This is a genomic window from Serratia sp. BNK-4, from assembly GCF_048685115.1.
In the GTDB taxonomy this organism is placed as follows: Bacteria; Pseudomonadota; Gammaproteobacteria; order Enterobacterales; family Enterobacteriaceae; genus Serratia; species Serratia bockelmannii.
On the sequence record NZ_JBLQTM010000001.1, the window covers coordinates 1,525,996 to 1,544,229 of the forward strand.

Here is an 18,234-nt window from a genome sequence, read left to right on the forward strand (position 1 = left end):
GAGACCGATGACATTTACCGATCTGTTCGTGCGCCGGCCGGTGCTGGCGCTGGTGGTCAGCACCCTGATCCTGCTGTTCGGCGCGCTGGCGCTCAGCAAACTGCCGATCCGCCAATACCCGCTGCTGGAAAACTCTACCATTACCATCAGCACCGACTATCCTGGCGCGTCGTCCGAGCTGATGCAGGGCTTTGTCACGCAGCCAATCGCCCAGGCGGTGTCGTCCGTCGAGGGCGTTGACTACCTTTCTTCCTCGTCGGTTCAGGGGCGCAGCGTGGTGACGGTGCGTATGGCGCTGAACCGCGACTCCACCCAGGCGCTGACCGAAGTGATGGCCAAGGTCAACCAGGTGCGCTACAAGCTGCCGGAGCAGGCTTACGATCCGGTGATTGAGCGGTCCGCGGGTGAAGCTACTGCCGTGGCCTATGTCGGTTTCTCCAGTAAAACGCTGTCCACACCGGCGCTGAGCGAATACCTGACGCGGGTGGTGGAGCCGATGTTCACCACCATCGACGGCGTCGCCAAGGTGGAAGTGTTTGGCGGGCAAAAAATGGCGATGCGCCTGTGGCTGGACAGCGATCGGCTGGCCGGCCGCGGCCTGACTGCCGCCGACGTGGCCGACGCGGTGCGGCGCAACAACTACCAGGCGGCGCCGGGCAAGGTAAAAGGGCAGTACGTGGTTGCCAACGTGCGGGTGAATACCGATCTCACCAGCGTGGAAGAGTTCCGCAATCTGGTGGTGCGCAACGACGGCAACGGCCTGGTGCGCTTGAAAGACGTTGGCACCGTGGAGCTAGGCGCCGCGGCCACCGAAACCAGTGCCCTGATGGATGGCGAACCAGCGGTGTTCCTCGGCGTCTTCCCTACGCCGACCGGCAACCCGCTGGTGATCGTCGACGGCATTCGTCACCTGATGCCGGCGATCGACAAGATGCAGCCGCCGGGCGTGAAGATGGCGCTGGCGTTCGAGACCGCGCGCTTTATTCAGGCCTCGATCGATGAAGTGGTGCATACCCTGCTCGAAGCGCTGGCGATCGTGGTGGCGGTGATCTATCTGTGTCTGGGGTCGCTGCGCACCGTGTTGATCCCGGTGGTGACCATTCCTCTGTCGATCCTTGGCGCTGCAGGGCTGATGCTGGCCTTCGGCTTCAGCGTCAATTTGCTGACGCTGCTGGCGATGGTTCTGGCGATCGGTTTGGTGGTGGACGACGCCATTGTGGTGGTGGAGAACGTACATCGCCATATCGAAGAGGGGAAAACGCCGCTGGCGGCGGCGATGATCGGCGCACGCGAGGTGGCGGGGCCGGTGATCGCCATGACGCTGACGCTGGCGGCGGTCTATGCGCCGATCGGCCTGATGGGCGGGCTGACCGGCGCGCTGTTTCGCGAGTTCGCGCTGACGCTGGCCGGGGCGGTGGTGGTGTCCGGCGTGGTGGCGCTGACGCTGTCGCCGGTGATGAGCTCGCTCCTGCTGCCGGCCAAACAGAGCGAAGGGCGCGTGGCGCACGCCGCCGAGTGGTTCTTCGGCGGCCTGACGCGGCGTTATGCGCGCGCGCTGGACTTCTCGCTGCACCACCGTTGGTTGACTGGGACGCTGGCGCTGTTGGTGATGATCAGCCTGCCGCTGTTGTACCTGATGCCGCAGCGCGAGCTGGCGCCGACCGAGGATCAGGCCATCGTACTGACCGCCATCAAGGCGCCGCAGCACGCCAACCTGAACTATGTCGAACGCTTTGCTTACAAGCTGGATGAGGTCTACAACCGCATGCCGGAAACCGAAAGCCGCTGGATCATCAACGGCAGCGACGGCACGGCGTCCGGCATTGGCGGTATCAACCTGACGCTGTGGCAGGCGCGCCAGCGCTCGGCGTCGGTGGTGCAGGCCGATCTGCAACGGGCGGTGAACGATGTCGAAGGCACCAGCATTTTCGCCTTCCAACTGCCCGCCTTGCCGGGTTCCACCGGGGGGCTGCCGGTGCAGATGGTGCTGCGCACGCCGCAGGACTACCCGCAGTTGTACCGCACCCTGGAAGAGGTGAAGCAGAACGCCAGAAACAGCGGCCTATTTATGGTGGTGGACAGCGATTTGGACTACAACAACCCGCTGGCGGAGGTGCATATCGATCGCGCCAAGGCTAACAGCCTGGGGATCCGCATGAGCGACATCGGCGAATCGCTGGCGGTGCTGGTGGGGGAGAACTACCTCAATCGCTTCGGCATGGACGGGCGCGCCTATGACGTGATCCCGCAAAGTCTGCGCGAACAGCGGCTGACGCCGCAGGCGCTGGCGCGGCAGTACGTCCGCACCCAGGACAATACGCTGGTGCCGCTCTCCACCGTAGTATCGGTGGCCGTTAAGGTCGAACCGAACAAGCTGACTCAGTTTAACCAGCAGAACGCCGCCACCCTGCAGGCCATTCCCGCCCCCGGCGTTTCGATGGGCGAAGCGGTGGCCTTCCTCGAACGGCAGGCGAATGCGTTGCCGGCCGACTTTAGCCATGACTGGCAGGGGGATTCGCGCCAATATACCCAGGAAGGCAGCGCGCTGGCGTTCGCGTTCCTGGCGGCGTTGGTGATCATTTACCTGGTACTGGCGGCGCAGTACGAGAGCCTGAAAGATCCGCTGATCATCCTCATCACCGTGCCGCTGTCGATCTGCGGCGCCTTGCTGCCGCTGGCGTTGGGTTACGCCACGATGAATATCTATACCCAGGTCGGGCTGGTGACCCTGATCGGGCTGATTAGCAAGCACGGTATTTTGATGGTGGAGTTCGCCAACGAACTGCAGATGCATCAGGGGCTGACGCGGCGCGACGCGATTTTGCAGGCGGCGCAAATTCGCCTGCGGCCGGTGCTGATGACCACCGGGGCGATGGTGTTCGGTTTGATCCCGCTGCTGTTCGCCAGCGGCGCCGGTGCCGCCAGCCGCTTCGGGCTGGGGCTGGTGATCGTCTCCGGCATGCTGGTGGGCACGCTGTTTACCCTGTTCGTGCTGCCGACGGTGTACACGCTGTTGGCGCGCGATCATGCGGTGGCGTCGCCCCGGCAGCGTGAGTTGGCCGCCGCGCAAAAGGCGCTGACGGAATAAACCGCCGGCGCCCGTATGAAAAATAAACCCGCCTCGGCGGGTTTTTTCGTCAGTTTTTGCAGCCCATCAACTCCGGCAGGACGCCGGGCTTGCTCTTCAGCGAAGCCTGCACGTCGTCCGGCAGACCGGCCCAGATGATCAGGCCGGTACGCTTCTCGATCTCGTCCACCGTCACGCGGAACTGGCAGAAATCGGCGCCCTTCGGCGTGTTCTGATCGAACAGGAAGGCGGCATAGTGGTTCACCGCCGGGCTGTTGTTGATGAAAATCACCTTCCAGTAGGCGCTGGGGATGGTATGCGCTTTCTGGGTGCCCGGCAGTTTGCCCATATCGCGTTCATACAGCGGCCCGGTCACGGTATAGACCGAGGAGATATCGGCGCGATCGATCAGCTTGCGTTCCTGATCTTCCAGCCGCGCCCAGGCGCCCTGGTTAAGATCGGACTTTTGCGGCGTGATGTTGGACAGGTAGTTCAGCGATTCCCAGTCGGAAACGCCCGCCAGCGAAGCCAGCGGCGCCTGATGACCGCGATCGACCTTCAGCGCCGCATTGGCGCCGGTGTAATCGGCGGGCGCTAACGTGTCCGCCGGGTTGAGCGCCGGATCGGTTTTCCAGTTGCGCGTCTTGCCGCTGGCCGGTGTGTCTTTGGTGATGTGATAGGCCACCCAGTTGGCGAACTTGGTGGTGCTGTTGTTGTTCAACGTATAAGCATGACGCACGATAGACACGTTGCTGCTGCCACCGGTCGGGCAGCCGACCGCGCAGTTGTCGATGGATTCGAGCGTGTCGGCCGACGCCTGTGCGGCGAACAGCAGGGCGGCCAGGGCCAACATCTTGTTGTTAAAGCGCATATTCATATCCTCAATAAGTTAAAAAACACTGTATATATTTACAGTAAATTAAACTTATCGCAGTGAAACGAATACAACAATGCAACATATTCATGTTGTGAATGTGTCAGTCATGGTACAGCCAAGCCGCACGTGAAATGCGGCAGAAATGAAAACGGCGTCCAACAGACGCCGTTCCAAAGGGGGGAGGATTACTCCAGCAGGTCGTTGACCGTGCGGCGAACGTAATGCGTCATCTGCGCCAGATCGTCCGGTGATACCGGACCGCCGCCGGCGCGCACCACCTGCTGTTCGATCTGCGCGATTTCCTGCTCGACCTTGTTGGCGATCTGTACTTTGACTATCTTGTCCACCGAAGACAGCAGCACCTTCAAGACGACTTTCAGCGCGATGTTTTCGCAGAACGAGTCGTAGTGATGAACCGGCGGCGGCGGGGCCGGAGCCGGCTCGGGCGCGCGCGGAGCCAGAGCCTTGAAGCTGTCTACATTTTCAATAATAAGATCCATGTCTCTTATTAGTTCATCAAAATCTTTAGACACTGACTTATTCCCTTCGCTGTGCGCAAAAAACAGAACGCCCGTCCTCGGGCTGAAAGCGGATGAGCGACGGGCAGAACGAATTCGGGCCTGGCCTTCAGACGCTGAATGGCCGGGGGAGGGGCATTCTAACCTTGCGGCGGGTTGGCAACAAGATGGGGCCGTGCGAATGCGCGGCCCTTTGGATCACGGGGGCTGGAGGGTGCTTAACTTTTCAGCTTGGCGGTGATTTTAGCCACGTGTTCGCCCTGATAACGGGCAATGGTCAGCTCTTCGTTACTCGGCTGCCGCGAACCGTCGGCGCCGGCGATGGTGGTGGCGCCATACGGGGTGCCGCCGCGCACCTGCGAAACGTCAAACAGCTCCTGCGTCGCATAGCCGATCGGTACGATGATGAAACCGTGGTGCGCCAGCGTGGTCCAGGTCGAACTGATGGTGTGTTCCTGGCCGCCGCCGGTGCCGGTGGAGGAGAAGACGCTGCCTACCTTGCCGTACAGCGCGCCGGAAGCCCACAGCCCGCCGGTTTGATCGAGGAAGGTGCGCATTTGCCCGGCCATATTGCCGAAGCGGGTTGGCGTGCCGAAGATAATGCCGTCATAGTCCGCCAGTTCTTGCGGGCTGGCGACCGGCGCCTGCTGGTGTTGCTTGCCCCCGGCTTTGGCGAAGGCCTCCGGCGTCATGGTTTCCGGCACGCGTTTAATCGTCACGTCCACGTCGTTGACACGGTTCGCCCCTTCAGCCACCGCCTGCGCCAGGCGTTCGATATGGCCGTACATTGAGTAATAAAGCACCAACAGTTTCGTCATGTTTCATACTCCCGCTCAGATGATTAACAAAAACCCCTGATAAGCATAGAAGCGAATGACGAACTTGGCGTCGTGGCGTTACCTGATGCCGGCGATCGCCAACAGGGCGCCAAAGACAATCAGCAGCCCGCCAAAGGTGCGGTCGATGCCGCGGCGTAAACGCAAAAAGCGCGCATTGACGCCAGGCGCGGAAAACAGCAACGCAACGGCAGCGAACCAGAACACATGGACGGCGGCAATAAAGAGGCCATAGCCGATTTGTACACCGAGCGGGGTGTGCGGAGAGACGACCTGCATGAATAGGCTGACGATGAAAATGGTGGTTTTCGGGTTTAACGCGTTGGTGAAAAAGCCGGTTTTCAGCGCGCCGAAATCGCTGATGGCGGCCGACGCGGTGCTGGGCGTGGCATCCTGATGCGCCGCGTTGCGCAGCAGCGTAAAGCCGAGATAGATCAGATAAGCGGCGCCGATGCCTTTGAGCAGGTTAAACAACCAGGGCGATTGTTGAATCAACACGCCGACGCCAATCAGCGTATAGCTGACATGAACCAGTACGCCGGCGCCGATGCCACAGGCGGTCAATATGCCGGCGCGGCGTGAGAGCAGCAGACTGTTGCGCGAGACCATGGCGAAGTCCGGCCCTGGGCTTATCACGGCGAGTAAAGTAATGGTGACGACAGCGATGAGTTCAGTCATAGTTATCCTTGCGATGTTTAACAATAGAGTGACTGATTTATAAGAGTAATTTTTCTCGGTGACAAACGATGAATAGTGACAATATCGGTGAGAAAAACTCACGCAAAACCGGCAGGCCGTTGCCGTTGGGCGGACTGCGCTGCTTCGAGGCCGCCGCGCGGCTGGAAAGTTTTACGCAGGCGGCGCAGGGGCTGAATTTGACGCATGGCGCCGTCAGCCGGGCGGTGCGGGCGCTGGAAGAGGAACTGGGCGTGGCGTTGTTTGAGCGCCGCCATCGGCGGGTACTGCTCACGGCGGCGGGGCGCAAGCTGTTTCAGGCGACGCAGCAGGCCTTCGGCATTCTGGATCATACCGCGCTGGAACTGCGTCAGCAGGCGCTCGACGCGCCGCTGGTCTTGTCTTGTGAACCGACCTTATTGATGCGTTGGCTGATCCCGCGTCTGCCGGCTTTTCAACAGGCGCACCCGGACATCAACTTACAGCTGGTGGCCGGCGGCGGGCCGTTTTCGTTCCATGACGGCATTACGGCGGCGATCAGGCGCAATGACTTCGATTGGGGAAAGCAGGTGCATAGCCTGGCGCTGTTCAGTGAAAAGGTTGGGCCGGTGTGCCAACCCGGGGCATTGGCAAGGATGACGATCGCTGAGGGCAGCCTGCGGGGTTTGCGGCCCGGCGCGAAGCTGCTGCATGCCGCCACCCGGCCGGATGCCTGGTGGCATTGGGCGCAGCAACAGGGGATGGCCTTGGTGGGGCATCCAGAGCAGCGCTTTGATCATTTCTATTTCAGCCTGCAGGCGGCGGTCGCCGGTCTTGGCATTGCGATGGGCCCGTGGCTGCAAGTGCGAGACGATCTGGCCGCCGGCTTGTTGAGCGCGCCGTTCGGTTTTATGCCCGACGGCAGCGGCTATTACCTGCTGTCGCCGCAGCCTATCGTACCGGGCAGCGCACTGGCTCGGCTGGCCGAGTGGCTAACGCTCACGGCAGACGCCTGAGTTTTTGCGCCAGCCGCTGTTCCTGCCAGCGGCTGAAGACGTTGCGCAGCAGCAGAGTGCGCACCGCCCGCATGACCAGCGCGAGGCTCATGCCGCCGATCGCCCACAGCGACCAGAGATAGTGCGGGTGGGTAAAGACGTTGACAGCGAGCAATATCGCGCCGATGACGGCGAAACGCACCGCCATGCTCAGCAGTTTGCCCTCTGCCGCAACCTGGCGACGAAGGCGCTGCGCCTCAGGTGTCTCCTCCTGCGGTGCCTGCGGCGGCGCGTTGAGATCGCTGACCTGCACGCCCAGCGCGGCGGCGATCGCGGTCAAGGTTTCCAGGCTGGCCTGTTCGCCGTTTTCAATCCGCTGTACGGTGCGGGTGCTGAGGCCGGCGACGGTCGCCAACTGCTCCTGCGACCAGCCTTTTTCAAGGCGTAATGGTCTGATGCGGTACTTTTGCATGGTGCACTCCCGAGTTCGCTGTCACTGTCATCCAGTGTAGGAGGCGCGGGGGAGCGGCGCCACGACAGGGGCACGACAGGGGCGCGACAGCGAAATGACATCCGCCGCCGGCGCGGGCTGGCGAGCAGTCAGAAGGCGACGTTGCGGATAAAGCGCAGCGGGAGATCGCCGTGGTTGGCGTAGGCGTAGCGTTGATCGCTGTTGAAGGTTTGTGCGGCGCCCGCGCTGAGCGTCAGCGTGCCTTGTTCCAACTCCAGCGTCAGGGTACCGGCAATCACGTAGATCATCTCGCTCCAGCCTTCGGCGTCCGGCGCCGAGTCATAGCGCTCGCCCGGCATCAGCGTCCATTCCCACAGCTCGGCCCGTTGGCGCGCCGGCACGCTGGCGGCGAACAGCGCCTGGCTGCCCGGTTGCGCGCCTTGCCAGGCCAGTTCCCCCACCAGATGGTCGCCGCGCGCTTCCGGCGCCTGGATCAGATCGGTGAACGAAATCTTCAGGGCAGCGGCGATCTTGTCGAGCACCGCCAGGCTGACGTTGCGATCGCCGGCCTCGATGCCCGCCAGCATGCGGCGGCTGACGCCGGAAAGTTCGGCCAGCGCCATCTGGCTCAGGCCCGCCTGTTGGCGGTAGCCGCGCAGATTGCTGCTCAGGTACTGCAGCACCTTGGGGGGATCGGTTTTCGCGTTATGCGCCGTATTGCTCATCGCCGGACTTTATCTCATACTGGCAGGATCTGTGCATTATATTGCACTCAGCAGGAAGGGCAAGCCGGTGTCAGCAGCAAAAAAATCCTTTATTTCCGCCGTGGTTCCGCAAATCAGGTTGCCGGAAGCGGTGTTGATTTTCATCACCATGATCTGGGGCGGCACCTTTTTGGCGGTGCATCACGCGATGCAAGTCAGCGGGCCGTTCTTTTTCGTCGGTCTGCGTTTCGCCACCGCCACGCTGGCGTTGACGCTGTTTTCGCTGCGCGTGCTGCGCGACCTGACCCTGTATGAACTGAAGGCGGGCGTACTGATCGGGCTGGCGATCATGTTCGGCTACAGCATGCAAACCGTCGGTCTGCAGACGATTACCAGCAGCCAATCGGCGTTCATCACCGCCATGTACGTGCCGATCGTGCCGCTATTGCAATGGCTGGTACTGGGGCGGTTCCCCGGCATCATGTCGTGGATCGGTATTCTGCTGGCCTTTACCGGCCTGATGCTGCTGGCGGCACCGAGCAGCACGGACATGACGCTGAGCCTTGGCGAAATGCTGACGCTGGCCGGCACGCTGGGCATGGCGGCAGAGATCATTCTGATCGGTGCCTTTGCCGGCAAGGTGAATATCCGCCGGGTGACCATTGTGCAGCTGGCGACCGCCTCACTGGCCTCCTTTTTGATGATGGCGCCGACCGGCGAGTCGCCGCCGCCGTATTCGGATTACCTGCTGTACAGCGCCATTGGGCTGGGGCTGGCCAGCGCCTTGATTCAGCTGACTATGAACTGGGCGCAGCGCAGCGTTTCGCCGACGCGGGCCACGGTGATTTACGCCGGCGAACCGGTCTGGGCGGGCATTGTCGGGCGGCTCGCCGGTGAACGTTTACCGGGCGTGGCGTTGTTGGGGGGCGCGTTGATCGTGATTGGGGTGGTAGTCAGCGAGCTGCGCATACGGCGCAAGGGGAAAGCAGCGGTGGCGACGGAAGCGGATTAGCGCAGAGGCGTAGAAAGAAAGGGGCGGAGAGATCCGCCCCTTTTTGCATCACGCGGTTTTCTTCTTGCGCAAGAACACGTAAGACAGGCCGAGCACGATGAACCACAGCGGGGTGACGATCAGTGCCTGGCGGGTGTCTTCGCGCAGCGACAGCAGCACCAGCACGAACACGAAGAACGCCATGCATACCCAGCACATCAGCTTGCCGGCAGGCATCTTGTAGATCGATTTCTGGTGCAGCGCCGGGCGCTGTTTGCGGTAAACCAGATACGAGCACAGGATGATGGTCCAGACGAACATGAACAGAATCGCCGATACGGTGGTCACCAGGGTGAAGACCGTCATCACGTTCGGGATCAGGTAAATCAGCACCACGCCGCCCAGCAGGCAGATGCAGGAGAAGGTGAGGCCGTTGGCCGGCACCGCGCGCTTGGACAGGTTGGCGAACGATTTCGGCGCGTCGCCTTCCTGCGCCAGCCCGAACAGCATGCGGCTGGTGGAGAACACCCCACTGTTGGCGGAGGAGGCGGCGGAGGTTAGCACCACGAAGTTGATCACGCTGGCCGCGGCCGGCAGGCCAATCAGCACGAACAGTTCAACGAACGGGCTCTTGTCCGGCACCACGGAGTTCCACGGCGTCACCGACATGATGACGATCAGAGCGAACACGTAGAACATGATGATGCGGATCGGAATCGAGTTGATGGCGCGCGGCAATGACTTCTCCGGATCCTTGGTTTCCGCGGCGGTAGTGCCCACCAGCTCAATGCCGACGAAGGCGAATACTGCGATCTGGAAGCCGGCGAAGAAACCGCTGATGCCTTTCGGGAACATGCCGCCGTCATTCCACAGATGGGTGAATGAGGCCACGGTGCCGGTCGGCGATTGGAACTGCATGGCGATCATCACCAGCCCGGCGACGATCAGCCCGACGATGGCGACGATTTTGATCATCGCAAACCAAAACTCCATTTCGCCGAACATTTTCACCGTCGCCAGATTAAGGCCGAGCAGCAACAGCACGCACAGCAGTGAAGCAATCCACTGTGACAGTCCGGGGAACCAGAACTGGGCGTAGGCTGTGATCGCCACAACGTCGGCGATGCCGGTGACCACCCAGCAGAACCAGTAGGTCCAGCCGGTGAAGAAACCCGCCCACGGGCCGAGCAGATCCGCGGCGAAATCGCTGAACGATTTGTATTCCAGGTTAGACAGCAGCAGCTCACCCATGGCGCGCATCACGAAGAACAGCATAAAGCCGATGATCATGTACACGAAGATGATCGAAGGGCCGGCCAGGCTGATGGTTTTACCGGAGCCCATAAACAGACCGGTGCCGATGGCGCCGCCGATGGCGATCAGTTGAATATGTCGGTTAGTAAGGTTTCGCCGTAGATGATCTTCTGAAGCGGGCGTCGCGTCAGTCGCTATTTTAGAGTGATCTACCATCTGATGATGTCCTGTTTTACCTGTCATTAGTGAAGTCGTGAGCTCTGAAGTGGCTCTTTTTTATACATTTATCCGGTTGGTCCGGCTTTAGTAAGGTAGTGCAATAACGCCACCTTTGTGCAACATGTTTACAACATTTATACGTGGGATAAAAGTCGATCAATCTTTACACGGAGGAGGCAAATCGGACGTTCAGGGAGCGGAAGATTACTCTTCAAAAGGTGGGATTAACAGACCTTATGCGGCTTATCTCGTTGATTAAACAAAGAGTTGTAAAACTCGCATGAGAAAAAGTAATGAGTGGAAGCGTTTGACAGCGGCACTGGCGAGGAGGACAATTTATCGCGTTGGGTCGTTAGCTCAGTCGGTAGAGCAGTTGACTCTTAATCAATTGGTCACAGGTTCGAACCCTGTACGACCCACCAACCAAATCAGCGTGTTACGCACAGACTTTTCTCTGTTTTTTCCCTCATGGCGCCGTTTTAAGCGCGCATTCTGCAAAAAAATTCGCATTTTTCGACTGATGTTCAGAAAGGTGATCTGGCGCAAACTGCGATGTTGCACCGTACTTTATACGGCAAGGGAGGCTGTGCGCTGGCGCAACGTCGGCGCAGGGATGGGGCATTTGCCCAAGAATCTTTCAGGTCAAGAAGCGGGGAATAAATGCGCGGCCGACATCAAGAGGAGTGCCCAAACGGCGGCTGAGAGCGCGGCGGTGGCATAGACGTGCCTCGCCGGCAGTTGCAGCATGCCGGCCATCAGCGGCATGGTGTAGCGCATCACCGCCAGGAAACGCGAGGCGAACAGCAGCGGTAGCCCGCGCTTTTGCAAGGAACGTTGCGCTTTGTGCAGCGGAGTGTGAAAGCGTGCCGGCAGCCGGCGGCCAAGATCGTGGCGGCACAGCAGCGCGCCGCCGTGGAACGACAAGATCGATCCCAACGTGGCGCCGAGGGCGATGGCCGCCCAAACGGCACCGAGGGGCAGCGTGTGTTTGCCTGCAAGGATGCCTACCAGCAGCGTCACCGAGGCGGGCGGCAAGGCGGAAGACACCACGATCACGGATTTTCCCAGCGCGAACAGGAAAATCAGCAGCAGCAACATCTCCGGTTCCGGGCTGTATTTAGCGATAATGTGCGTCAATTCATCCATTTAATACCTGCGGGGGAGAGGGCTGAGTGCCAGTGTCCCATCCGCAGGTTCAATAATGGCTAAATAACGCGCCGCTATCCGGCAATCTCTGCGTCTTGCTTGCTCACGTCGGCGCGCCGGTTTCTGAGCGCCCACAACAGCGTGGCGCACAGCAGTGAAAAGGCGGCCAGCACCAGCGGCCCGGCATGCGGGCTGTGAAAACGCTGTTCCGCCTCCGTGCGGATCAGCGGGGCTAAGAAGCTGAATGCGGCGCCGAGCGTGGTGCAAAAACCGATGCCGGCCGCCAGCGCCGGGCCGGTGAGCACCTGCGCGGGAAACGTCCAGAAAATCGGCTGTACCGCCAGGAAACTGACTGCGCAGCAGCTCAGGGCGACGATAGCGAGCAGAGGGCCGGCATAGGAAGAAACGACCAACCCCAGCGCTGCCGCGACCATGCACCCCACGGCGATCGGTAATCTTCTGGCGGTTTTTCTGTCGGCATAGCGCGGCAGGAAATAGACGCCCAGCGCGGAGAACGCCCAGGGAATGGCGGCCACCAGCGAGGCCTTGAAACCGAGATGGGTGCCCATCAGCGAGGCGACCTGCGACGGCAGGAAAAACATCAGGCCGTACACGCCGATTTGCAGGGTGCCGTAGATCAACGCCAGATGCCAAACGGTGCCGCTTCTCATTGCCGCTTTGACGCTGCTGGTTTCGGTCTGCTGCTGTTCGTCAGCCAACTGTGTGACCAATGCCGTGCGTTCTTCCTCGGTCAAAAAGCGAGCCTGCCGAGGGTTATCGTCGAGATAGAAAAAGGCGAAGACGCCGAGGGCGACGGCCGGCAGCCCTTCCAGCACGAACATCCAGAACCAGCCGGGTTTACCCAACACGCCGTGCATCTCCAGCAATGCCCCCGACAGCGGTGAGCCGAGCGTCAGGGCCGCCGGCACGCCGAGCACGAAAATGCCAATGACCGAGGCGCGCACCTTATTGGGAAAATAGATCGACGCCAGCAACAGGATGCCAGGGTAAAAGCCGGCTTCGGCGATCCCCAGCAGAAACCGCAGGATGATAAATTGCTGTTCGTTGGTCACCAGCCCGGTACAGGCCGACAGCGCCCCCCACAGTGCGGTGGTGGCGCTAAGCCAGCGTTTGGCGCCCCAGCGGTTCATCAGCAGATTGGCCGGGATGCCGAACAGCGCATAGGCGGCAAAAAATATCCCGGCGCCCAATGCGAAGGCGGATTGCGACAGCGCGATGTCGATAGCCATCGCGTCCTTGGCAAAGCCGACGTTAACCCTGTCGATAAACGCGATGAAGTACATGGCGAACATCAAGGGCACCAGTCTGCGCCAGGTTTTGCGGATGGCGGCGTTGAGCGCTGGAACGGCATAGGTGGCGTGATTCACTGGCGATAACCTCTCTTCTGAGAATGACAAGCGTCGGTCATAAGGACCGTCCTGGCGCCGTTGCCCTCAACACGACGGTCACAGCGGATTTTCTTCGTGAGATATAAAGGTCTAAAGGACTAATGGTCAGGCCTTTAAGGGCGAAAAAAATGCCGCGTATCGGGTCGGCAGGTTGATGCAGACATCACCATAGTGAATGGTGTGTTGCTTTTTTGTTAATCAAACGTTCACACAGGGCTATGGCGCGTTCAAGCGTTTTGATCGAGATCTGTGTGCGTTATCACCGAATTGGCAACCCGGTGATAGACCTGGAGTAGGGCGCTTTCATCTCGGGAGTGAGGACGATAAGGTGAAGCACGGCAAAACAGAATGCAGGAGCGCAACATGCTGAAGGTCATCGCTGAAGATTTTATCCATCCGGAACACATTGACACCGTTATGCCATGGTATCGCGAGCTGGTGGCGAAAACCCGTCAAGAGCCGCTGTGCATCAGTTATGAACTGTGCATCGACCAGCAGGATCCCGGGCACTTTATTTTTATCGAAAGCTGGCCGGACCGCGCCGCCCTGGACGTGCATTGTCAGACCGAGCATTTCACCCGGCTGGTGCCGCAGATCAATCAGTATCAGCGCAAGCCTTGCACCTTCTTGTTTATGCAGGTGTTTCCTGAAACAGGCGATAAATAGGCGAAAAAATCCCCGCAGGGGGCGGGGTTAATGGCTTCTCAACACTATCTTGTTGTGATTAAAAAATAGGCTGATAATGATTTTCATTCTCTAGGAATGCTCTTAAATTAATCAATCAGGTGAATGATTCGCCGTCTGCTTTTCGCTGGCGGTTTTAATGGCGCGCAGCATGCGGCGCCTTATCAACCCACTCACCAGGCGAATCGCATACCAGTAGGGGGTAAACCGCCGCCGGCTGGCGCTGTCGGGGCAGAAGATGCGCGTTTCCGTTACCAGGCGGCAGCGCCCGCCCTCCAGCGGGCTCGCGGCATACCCCAGCGCCAGTTTGGCAACGCCGGGCTGAGCGAAGGCGAGAAAGCCCGCCCCGTCAGCGACCTGCTCCAGACCGTATTCAGCCTGCCAAAAGCGGCCGATCAGGCCATAGACCAACGCGCTGTCATCTTGCTCAAGCAGGCAAAAGTTATGCAGGCCAAACGGCGGCGGGCTGGGCTTATCGCGTGGCATCAGCCGCGCGGGCAATTCGCGCAGCGCTATCATGCTGCGGAAGAAACGATCGTGCTTGGGATCGTAGGCGGCCACGGCCGCCAGGATCCGCGCCTGCGGCGCGGCGATGGCGATCGCATGCCGTTCCGAGAACTGGTATTGCCCAAGGTATTTATTCAGCAGCGTCATGCCTTGCATTCTCCCGCCATTCGCTTTGCAGCAGGGCAAAGCCGAATTCGTCACCCCATGCGCCTTTGAAAAACACGTTTTGCCGCCAATAGGCCTCGCGGCGAAAACCCAACTTGCCGAACAGCGTGGCGGCGCCAAGATTACGCGTGTCCACCACCGCAGTAATACGGTGCTTCGCCAGCGGCCCGAACAGCAGAGCGATGACGGCGCTCAGCGCCTCGCGCGCCAGCCCTTGCCGCTGGTGGCTGGGCGCGAAGGTCACGCCCAGTTCAGCCTGGCGCCCCTCATCGAAGAAATGCACCGCGACATCGCCGAGCAACGCGCCGTCCTCACGGCGCTCAACCGCCAGCTGGAACCAGCTGTCGTCACGGTTGAACGCGAGCTGCCGTTGCCGTTCGAAAAAGGCCTGCGCATCGGTGGCGCTGTAGTCGCTCCAGCTTTGATAGCGCGCCACGTCAGGGTGACTGCGGTAGGCGGTAAAGTGGGGCAGATCGTCGGCCGTGAACGGGCGCAGGATCAGTCTGGGGGTCTGCAGAGGCAAAAGGCGCATTATTTTTCCTTATCAGCGCATTAGGACTACCGGCAGTGTAACCCAGCGCCGAGAAGCGGGCTGCGTAAAATGAGCGGTGGAGGACAAACGGGAAATGCCGGTTCAGACGAACCGGCAGGGGCATTATCGGCGGGCGGCGGCCTGACGCAGGCGCTCGACCGGGCCTTGTTGAAAATCGAATGAGGGGGCTTCTTGCCGTGCCAGCCCCTGGCGCACGATGGCCTTCACCGCTTGGCTGGCAGCAAGATCTTTTCCGGCGATCTGTTCGGCGATGCGCAGCGCTTCTTCCCGGGCCGTCCCCTCGCTGATACGGGAAATGGCGCCGTGTGACAGCGCCTCCTGTGCGCCGACGGTTCTGCCGGTCAGCAGCCAGTCGAGCGCGACATAGGGGGAGATACGCGTCGGCAAGCGCGCGCACCCACCTTGTGCGGCGACTAACCCGAGCCCGGTTTCGGGGAAGCTGAAGCGTGCGTTCTGGCCGGCGACGATCAGATCGCACGCCAGCGCCAGCTCAAATCCGCCTCCGTACGCGATGCCGTCAACGGCGGCGATGATCACCTTGGCAATCTGTGCATGGATCAGCCCGCCAAACCCCTCCGGCGTGACGATGGGCAGTTCACCCTGATGAAAGGCGTTGATATCCATGCCGGCGGAAAATACCGCCGGTTGGCCGGCCAGCACGATCGCTCGCACCGAGTCATCGTTATCCGCCTGCCGCAGGTAGGTGCGGATCAACTCGGCCATCTGCAGGTTGATGGCGTTCTTTTTTTCCTGCCGATTAAGGGTGATGACCGCAACCTGCGCGCCATGGCGCTCATAAAGCACCGGAAGAACTTCACTCATCGCTGGCTTCTCCCCGGAAAAACAACAGCGTCAGCAGCAGGGCGATGGCGCCGAGCGGCAGCGAAAACAGCGGCAGGTAATAGGCCGGCAGCGCGTAGAGCGTCAGGCCGCCCAGCATCCCGCCCGCCGCGATGCCGGCGTACAACACCGAGCTGTTGAGCGACACGGTCAGCGCGCCAAAGCGTTTCGATAGCGACAACAGGTGATGTTGGATCGGCACCAGGTACATCCAGCCGGTAATGCCCCAGACGAGGAAGATGGCCAGTACCCACCAGGGCGAGGTGACATAAAAGGCCAGCAAAAACAGAGACAGCGTCTGGATCGCCACGGAAAACAGCAGCACGAACTTGCTGCCGAGGGCATCGGTTAACGCGCCGGAGGCAAAATTGCCGATCACCGCGCCAATGCCGAACACCAGCAGCGCGAGGGGCAGGATCGCCTCAGGGCCGAACTGGGTGTTTTTCAGCAACACGCTGACGTAGCTGTAGACGATGTGTTCCGAGCAAACGGCAAAAAAGGTGATCAGCAGCGTAGTCAGCACCGCCTTTTGCCGCAGCGGGGCGAGCCGCTCTTTCAGCGAATGCTTGCCCGATGGCGCAATGGCGCGCAGCGCCAACGACAGGCCCAGCAGCGCAATCGCCCCCAGCAGGGCGATGAACAGAAAGATTTCACGCCAGCCGATCAGTTTGGCGAGAAAGGTACCGAACGGAATGCCGAGCGCAATAGCCAACGTCATGCCGCCATAGACGATGGAAATAGCCAGGCCGCGGCGTTTTTCCGCCACCAGCTCCACCGCGGCGGCGGCGGCCTGCGGCGTGTAACAGGCCGCCCCCAATGCCGCCAGCACTCTGCCGAACGCGATCTGCAGATAGCTGGTGGCCCAGGCGCAGGCCAGGTTGCCGGCGATGAACAGCACCAGCGCCAACTGCAGGATATGCTTGCGGTTGACGTTGCCCAGCAGCCAGGCGGTGAGGGGGGCGAACAGCATATAGGCCAGCGCGAATACCGATATCAACTGCCCCGCTTGCGCGGGGCTGACGGCAAAGGTGTCGGAAATATCGCTGAGTACGCCGGCGACGATAAAAGCGTCGGTGCCGATGGCGAAGGTACCGGTCGCCATCAGGCAGAGCGTGATCAGATGGCCGTTATAATCCGCTAACTTCATCCTGCCCTCCGCAGATCGTTCGCTGCCCAGACCCGGCCTAGTGCCGCCAGGAAGGTCTCCACGTCGGCATGGGAATGTGCCGAGGTCGGCGTTACCCGCAGTCGCTCGCTGCCTGCGGGCACCGTCGGGGCATTGACCGGTTGCACGTAAATATCATGCTCATCGAGCAGCACTTTACTGATGTGTTTGTTGCGGTGCGGATCGCCGACCAGCAGCGGCAGGATATGGCTGTCTGCCGACACCAGCGGGATGCCGGCGGCGCGCAGGCCGGTTTTCAGGTGATCGACGATCGCCAGCAGGTGCTTGCGCTGGGTGTCATGCTCGAGGTTGTATCTAAAACTGGCCAACGCGGCGGCCACCACCGGCGCCGGTGACGAGGTGCTGAAGACGAATGCTGGGGCCCAACTGCGCACTGCCTCCACCACCGAGCGGGGCGCGGCGATATAGCCACCCGCCGCACCGTAAGACTTGCCGAATCCGCCTTGGATAATAGTGATTTTATCCAACAGGCCCAGCTGTTCGGCATAGCCCAATCCCCGTTCGCCATACACGCCGGCCGAATGAATTTCGTCGAGATAGGTCAGCGCCTGATACTGTTCCGCCAGCGCCACGATCTGCGCCAGGGGGGCAAAGTCACCGTCCATGGAATACAGCGACTCGAAGGCAATCAGCTTTGGCCGCGCCGGATCGGCGGCCTGCAGCAGCTCGGCGAGGTGTGCTACATCATTGTGGCGGAAGATTTTTTTCTCCGCTTTACTGTAGCGAATCCCGTAAATCATCGAGGCGTGATTCAGTTCGTCGGAGAACACGATCAGATCGGGAATGGCGTCGCACAGGGTGGATAAGGTGGCGTCGTTGGCGCCGAAACCGGTGGTGAACAGCAGCGCCGACTCTTTGCCGTAGGCGCTGGCCAGCAGCGTTTCCAGCTCGCTGTGGTAGACCGAGGTGCCGGAAATGCTGCGGGCGCCGCAGGTGCCCAGCCCGACCCGGTTAACCGCGTCGGTGGTGGCCAGCAGCACTTTGGGGTGGTGGCTCATTGCCAGATAGTCGTTCGAGCACCAGACGTTGAGACGGCGCTCGCCGTGGTGCCCGTGGCTGGTGGCCCAGGGTTTGTCCTGCACGCCGCGTTCAAGGTTGAGAAACTCGCGAAAACGCCCCTGTTTTTTGGTTTCCGCCAGCTTTTCTTCAAGAATGTTCAGTACGCTCATCGTATGTTC

Annotated in this window: 18 protein-coding genes and 1 tRNA gene; 5 read left to right on the forward strand and 14 right to left on the reverse strand. The window is 60.7% G+C overall.

The features are described from left to right. Nucleotides 1-7: 7 nt before the first annotated feature. Entirely contained in the window at nt 8-3,088 is a 3,081-nt protein-coding gene (locus tag ACMGGW_RS07290) for a MexW/MexI family multidrug efflux RND transporter permease subunit (RefSeq protein ID WP_049295354.1), read from the forward strand. A gap of 49 nt (nt 3,089-3,137) precedes the next feature. Here the strand turns inward: ACMGGW_RS07290 and ACMGGW_RS07295 are convergent, their stop codons facing one another. The 4 genes from ACMGGW_RS07295 to ACMGGW_RS07310 form a co-directional block, all read right to left on the reverse strand. Beyond that, nucleotides 3,138-3,938 carry a DNA/RNA non-specific endonuclease gene (locus ACMGGW_RS07295; protein ID WP_015377376.1) on the reverse strand — a complete coding sequence of 267 codons (801 nt, stop codon included), beginning with the start codon at nt 3,936-3,938 and terminating at the stop codon, nt 3,138-3,140. A gap of 191 nt (nt 3,939-4,129) precedes the next feature. Next, on the reverse strand, nt 4,130-4,444 hold the full coding sequence (locus tag ACMGGW_RS07300) for a hypothetical protein (RefSeq protein ID WP_016928271.1): 315 nt from the start codon (nt 4,442-4,444) through the stop codon (nt 4,130-4,132). 236 nt (nt 4,445-4,680) lie between these two features. Beyond that, nucleotides 4,681-5,280 carry an NAD(P)H:quinone oxidoreductase gene (gene wrbA / locus ACMGGW_RS07305; protein WP_025302329.1) on the reverse strand — a complete coding sequence of 200 codons (600 nt, stop codon included), beginning with the start codon at nt 5,278-5,280 and terminating at the stop codon, nt 4,681-4,683. Between the two features lie 78 nt (nt 5,281-5,358). Continuing rightward, nucleotides 5,359-5,976: a LysE family translocator gene (locus ACMGGW_RS07310; RefSeq protein WP_197832194.1), complete on the reverse strand. Its 618-nt coding sequence runs from the start codon at nt 5,974-5,976 to the stop codon at nt 5,359-5,361. A 68-nt stretch (nt 5,977-6,044) separates the two neighbouring features. Here ACMGGW_RS07310 and ACMGGW_RS07315 point away from each other — a divergent pair, with 68 nt between their 5' ends. Next, on the forward strand, nt 6,045-6,968 hold the full coding sequence (locus ACMGGW_RS07315; protein WP_197832193.1) for a LysR family transcriptional regulator: 924 nt from the start codon (nt 6,045-6,047) through the stop codon (nt 6,966-6,968). Here ACMGGW_RS07315 and ACMGGW_RS07320 read toward each other — a convergent pair. Then, the gene (locus ACMGGW_RS07320; RefSeq protein ID WP_049204273.1) at nt 6,952-7,419 is read right to left on the reverse strand and encodes a helix-turn-helix domain-containing protein; all 468 of its coding nucleotides are present in this window, start codon (nt 7,417-7,419) and stop codon (nt 6,952-6,954) included. The two genes, ACMGGW_RS07315 and ACMGGW_RS07320, sit on opposite strands and share 17 nt — an antisense overlap. Before the next feature lie 128 nt (nt 7,420-7,547). After that, a complete protein-coding gene (locus ACMGGW_RS07325) occupies nt 7,548-8,123 on the reverse strand; it encodes a helix-turn-helix domain-containing protein (protein ID WP_197832192.1) in 576 nt (191 codons plus the stop codon). A gap of 67 nt (nt 8,124-8,190) precedes the next feature. Between ACMGGW_RS07325 and ACMGGW_RS07330 the strand changes: the two genes are divergently transcribed. Further along, nucleotides 8,191-9,114 (forward strand): DMT family transporter, encoded by a 924-nt coding sequence (locus ACMGGW_RS07330; RefSeq protein ID WP_142590566.1) that lies wholly within the window; start codon nt 8,191-8,193, stop codon nt 9,112-9,114. A gap of 48 nt (nt 9,115-9,162) precedes the next feature. On the opposite strand, the gene cycA is transcribed toward ACMGGW_RS07330, so the two are convergent. After that, the gene (gene cycA / locus ACMGGW_RS07335; protein ID WP_043141829.1) at nt 9,163-10,563 is read right to left on the reverse strand and encodes a D-serine/D-alanine/glycine transporter; all 1,401 of its coding nucleotides are present in this window, start codon (nt 10,561-10,563) and stop codon (nt 9,163-9,165) included. 349 nt (nt 10,564-10,912) lie between these two features. Between cycA and ACMGGW_RS07340 the strand changes: the two genes are divergently transcribed. Beyond that, a tRNA-Lys gene (locus tag ACMGGW_RS07340) sits at nt 10,913-10,988 on the forward strand. Between the two features lie 220 nt (nt 10,989-11,208). Here the strand turns inward: ACMGGW_RS07340 and ACMGGW_RS07345 are convergent. Beyond that, nucleotides 11,209-11,712: a DedA family protein gene (locus ACMGGW_RS07345; RefSeq protein ID WP_049295357.1), complete on the reverse strand. Its 504-nt coding sequence runs from the start codon at nt 11,710-11,712 to the stop codon at nt 11,209-11,211. 74 nt (nt 11,713-11,786) lie between these two features. Continuing rightward, nucleotides 11,787-13,100 (reverse strand): MFS transporter, encoded by a 1,314-nt coding sequence (locus ACMGGW_RS07350; protein ID WP_025302337.1) that lies wholly within the window; start codon nt 13,098-13,100, stop codon nt 11,787-11,789. Nucleotides 13,101-13,484: 384 nt separating this feature from the next. Here ACMGGW_RS07350 and ACMGGW_RS07355 point away from each other — a divergent pair, with 384 nt between their 5' ends. Continuing rightward, nucleotides 13,485-13,787 (forward strand): putative quinol monooxygenase, encoded by a 303-nt coding sequence (locus ACMGGW_RS07355; protein WP_049204287.1) that lies wholly within the window; start codon nt 13,485-13,487, stop codon nt 13,785-13,787. Between the two features lie 111 nt (nt 13,788-13,898). Here the strand turns inward: ACMGGW_RS07355 and ACMGGW_RS07360 are convergent, their stop codons facing one another. The 5 genes from ACMGGW_RS07360 to hemA form a co-directional block, all read right to left on the reverse strand. Further along, the gene (locus ACMGGW_RS07360) at nt 13,899-14,459 is read right to left on the reverse strand and encodes a hypothetical protein (protein ID WP_099817378.1); all 561 of its coding nucleotides are present in this window, start codon (nt 14,457-14,459) and stop codon (nt 13,899-13,901) included. Beyond that, complete coding sequence (locus ACMGGW_RS07365; protein ID WP_043141821.1) at nt 14,443-15,009, reverse strand: GNAT family N-acetyltransferase; 567 nt, start codon at nt 15,007-15,009, stop codon at nt 14,443-14,445. Before ACMGGW_RS07365 ends, ACMGGW_RS07360 begins: the two co-directional genes overlap by 17 nt. A gap of 123 nt (nt 15,010-15,132) precedes the next feature. Beyond that, a complete protein-coding gene (locus ACMGGW_RS07370) occupies nt 15,133-15,852 on the reverse strand; it encodes an enoyl-CoA hydratase-related protein (protein WP_025302341.1) in 720 nt (239 codons plus the stop codon). Then, nucleotides 15,845-17,017 (reverse strand): MFS transporter, encoded by a 1,173-nt coding sequence (locus ACMGGW_RS07375; protein ID WP_164100184.1) that lies wholly within the window; start codon nt 17,015-17,017, stop codon nt 15,845-15,847. Before ACMGGW_RS07375 ends, ACMGGW_RS07370 begins: the two co-directional genes overlap by 8 nt. Next, complete coding sequence (hemA, locus tag ACMGGW_RS07380) at nt 17,014-18,225, reverse strand: 5-aminolevulinate synthase (RefSeq protein WP_025302343.1); 1,212 nt, start codon at nt 18,223-18,225, stop codon at nt 17,014-17,016. Before hemA ends, ACMGGW_RS07375 begins: the two co-directional genes overlap by 4 nt. Nucleotides 18,226-18,234 lie beyond the last annotated feature (9 nt).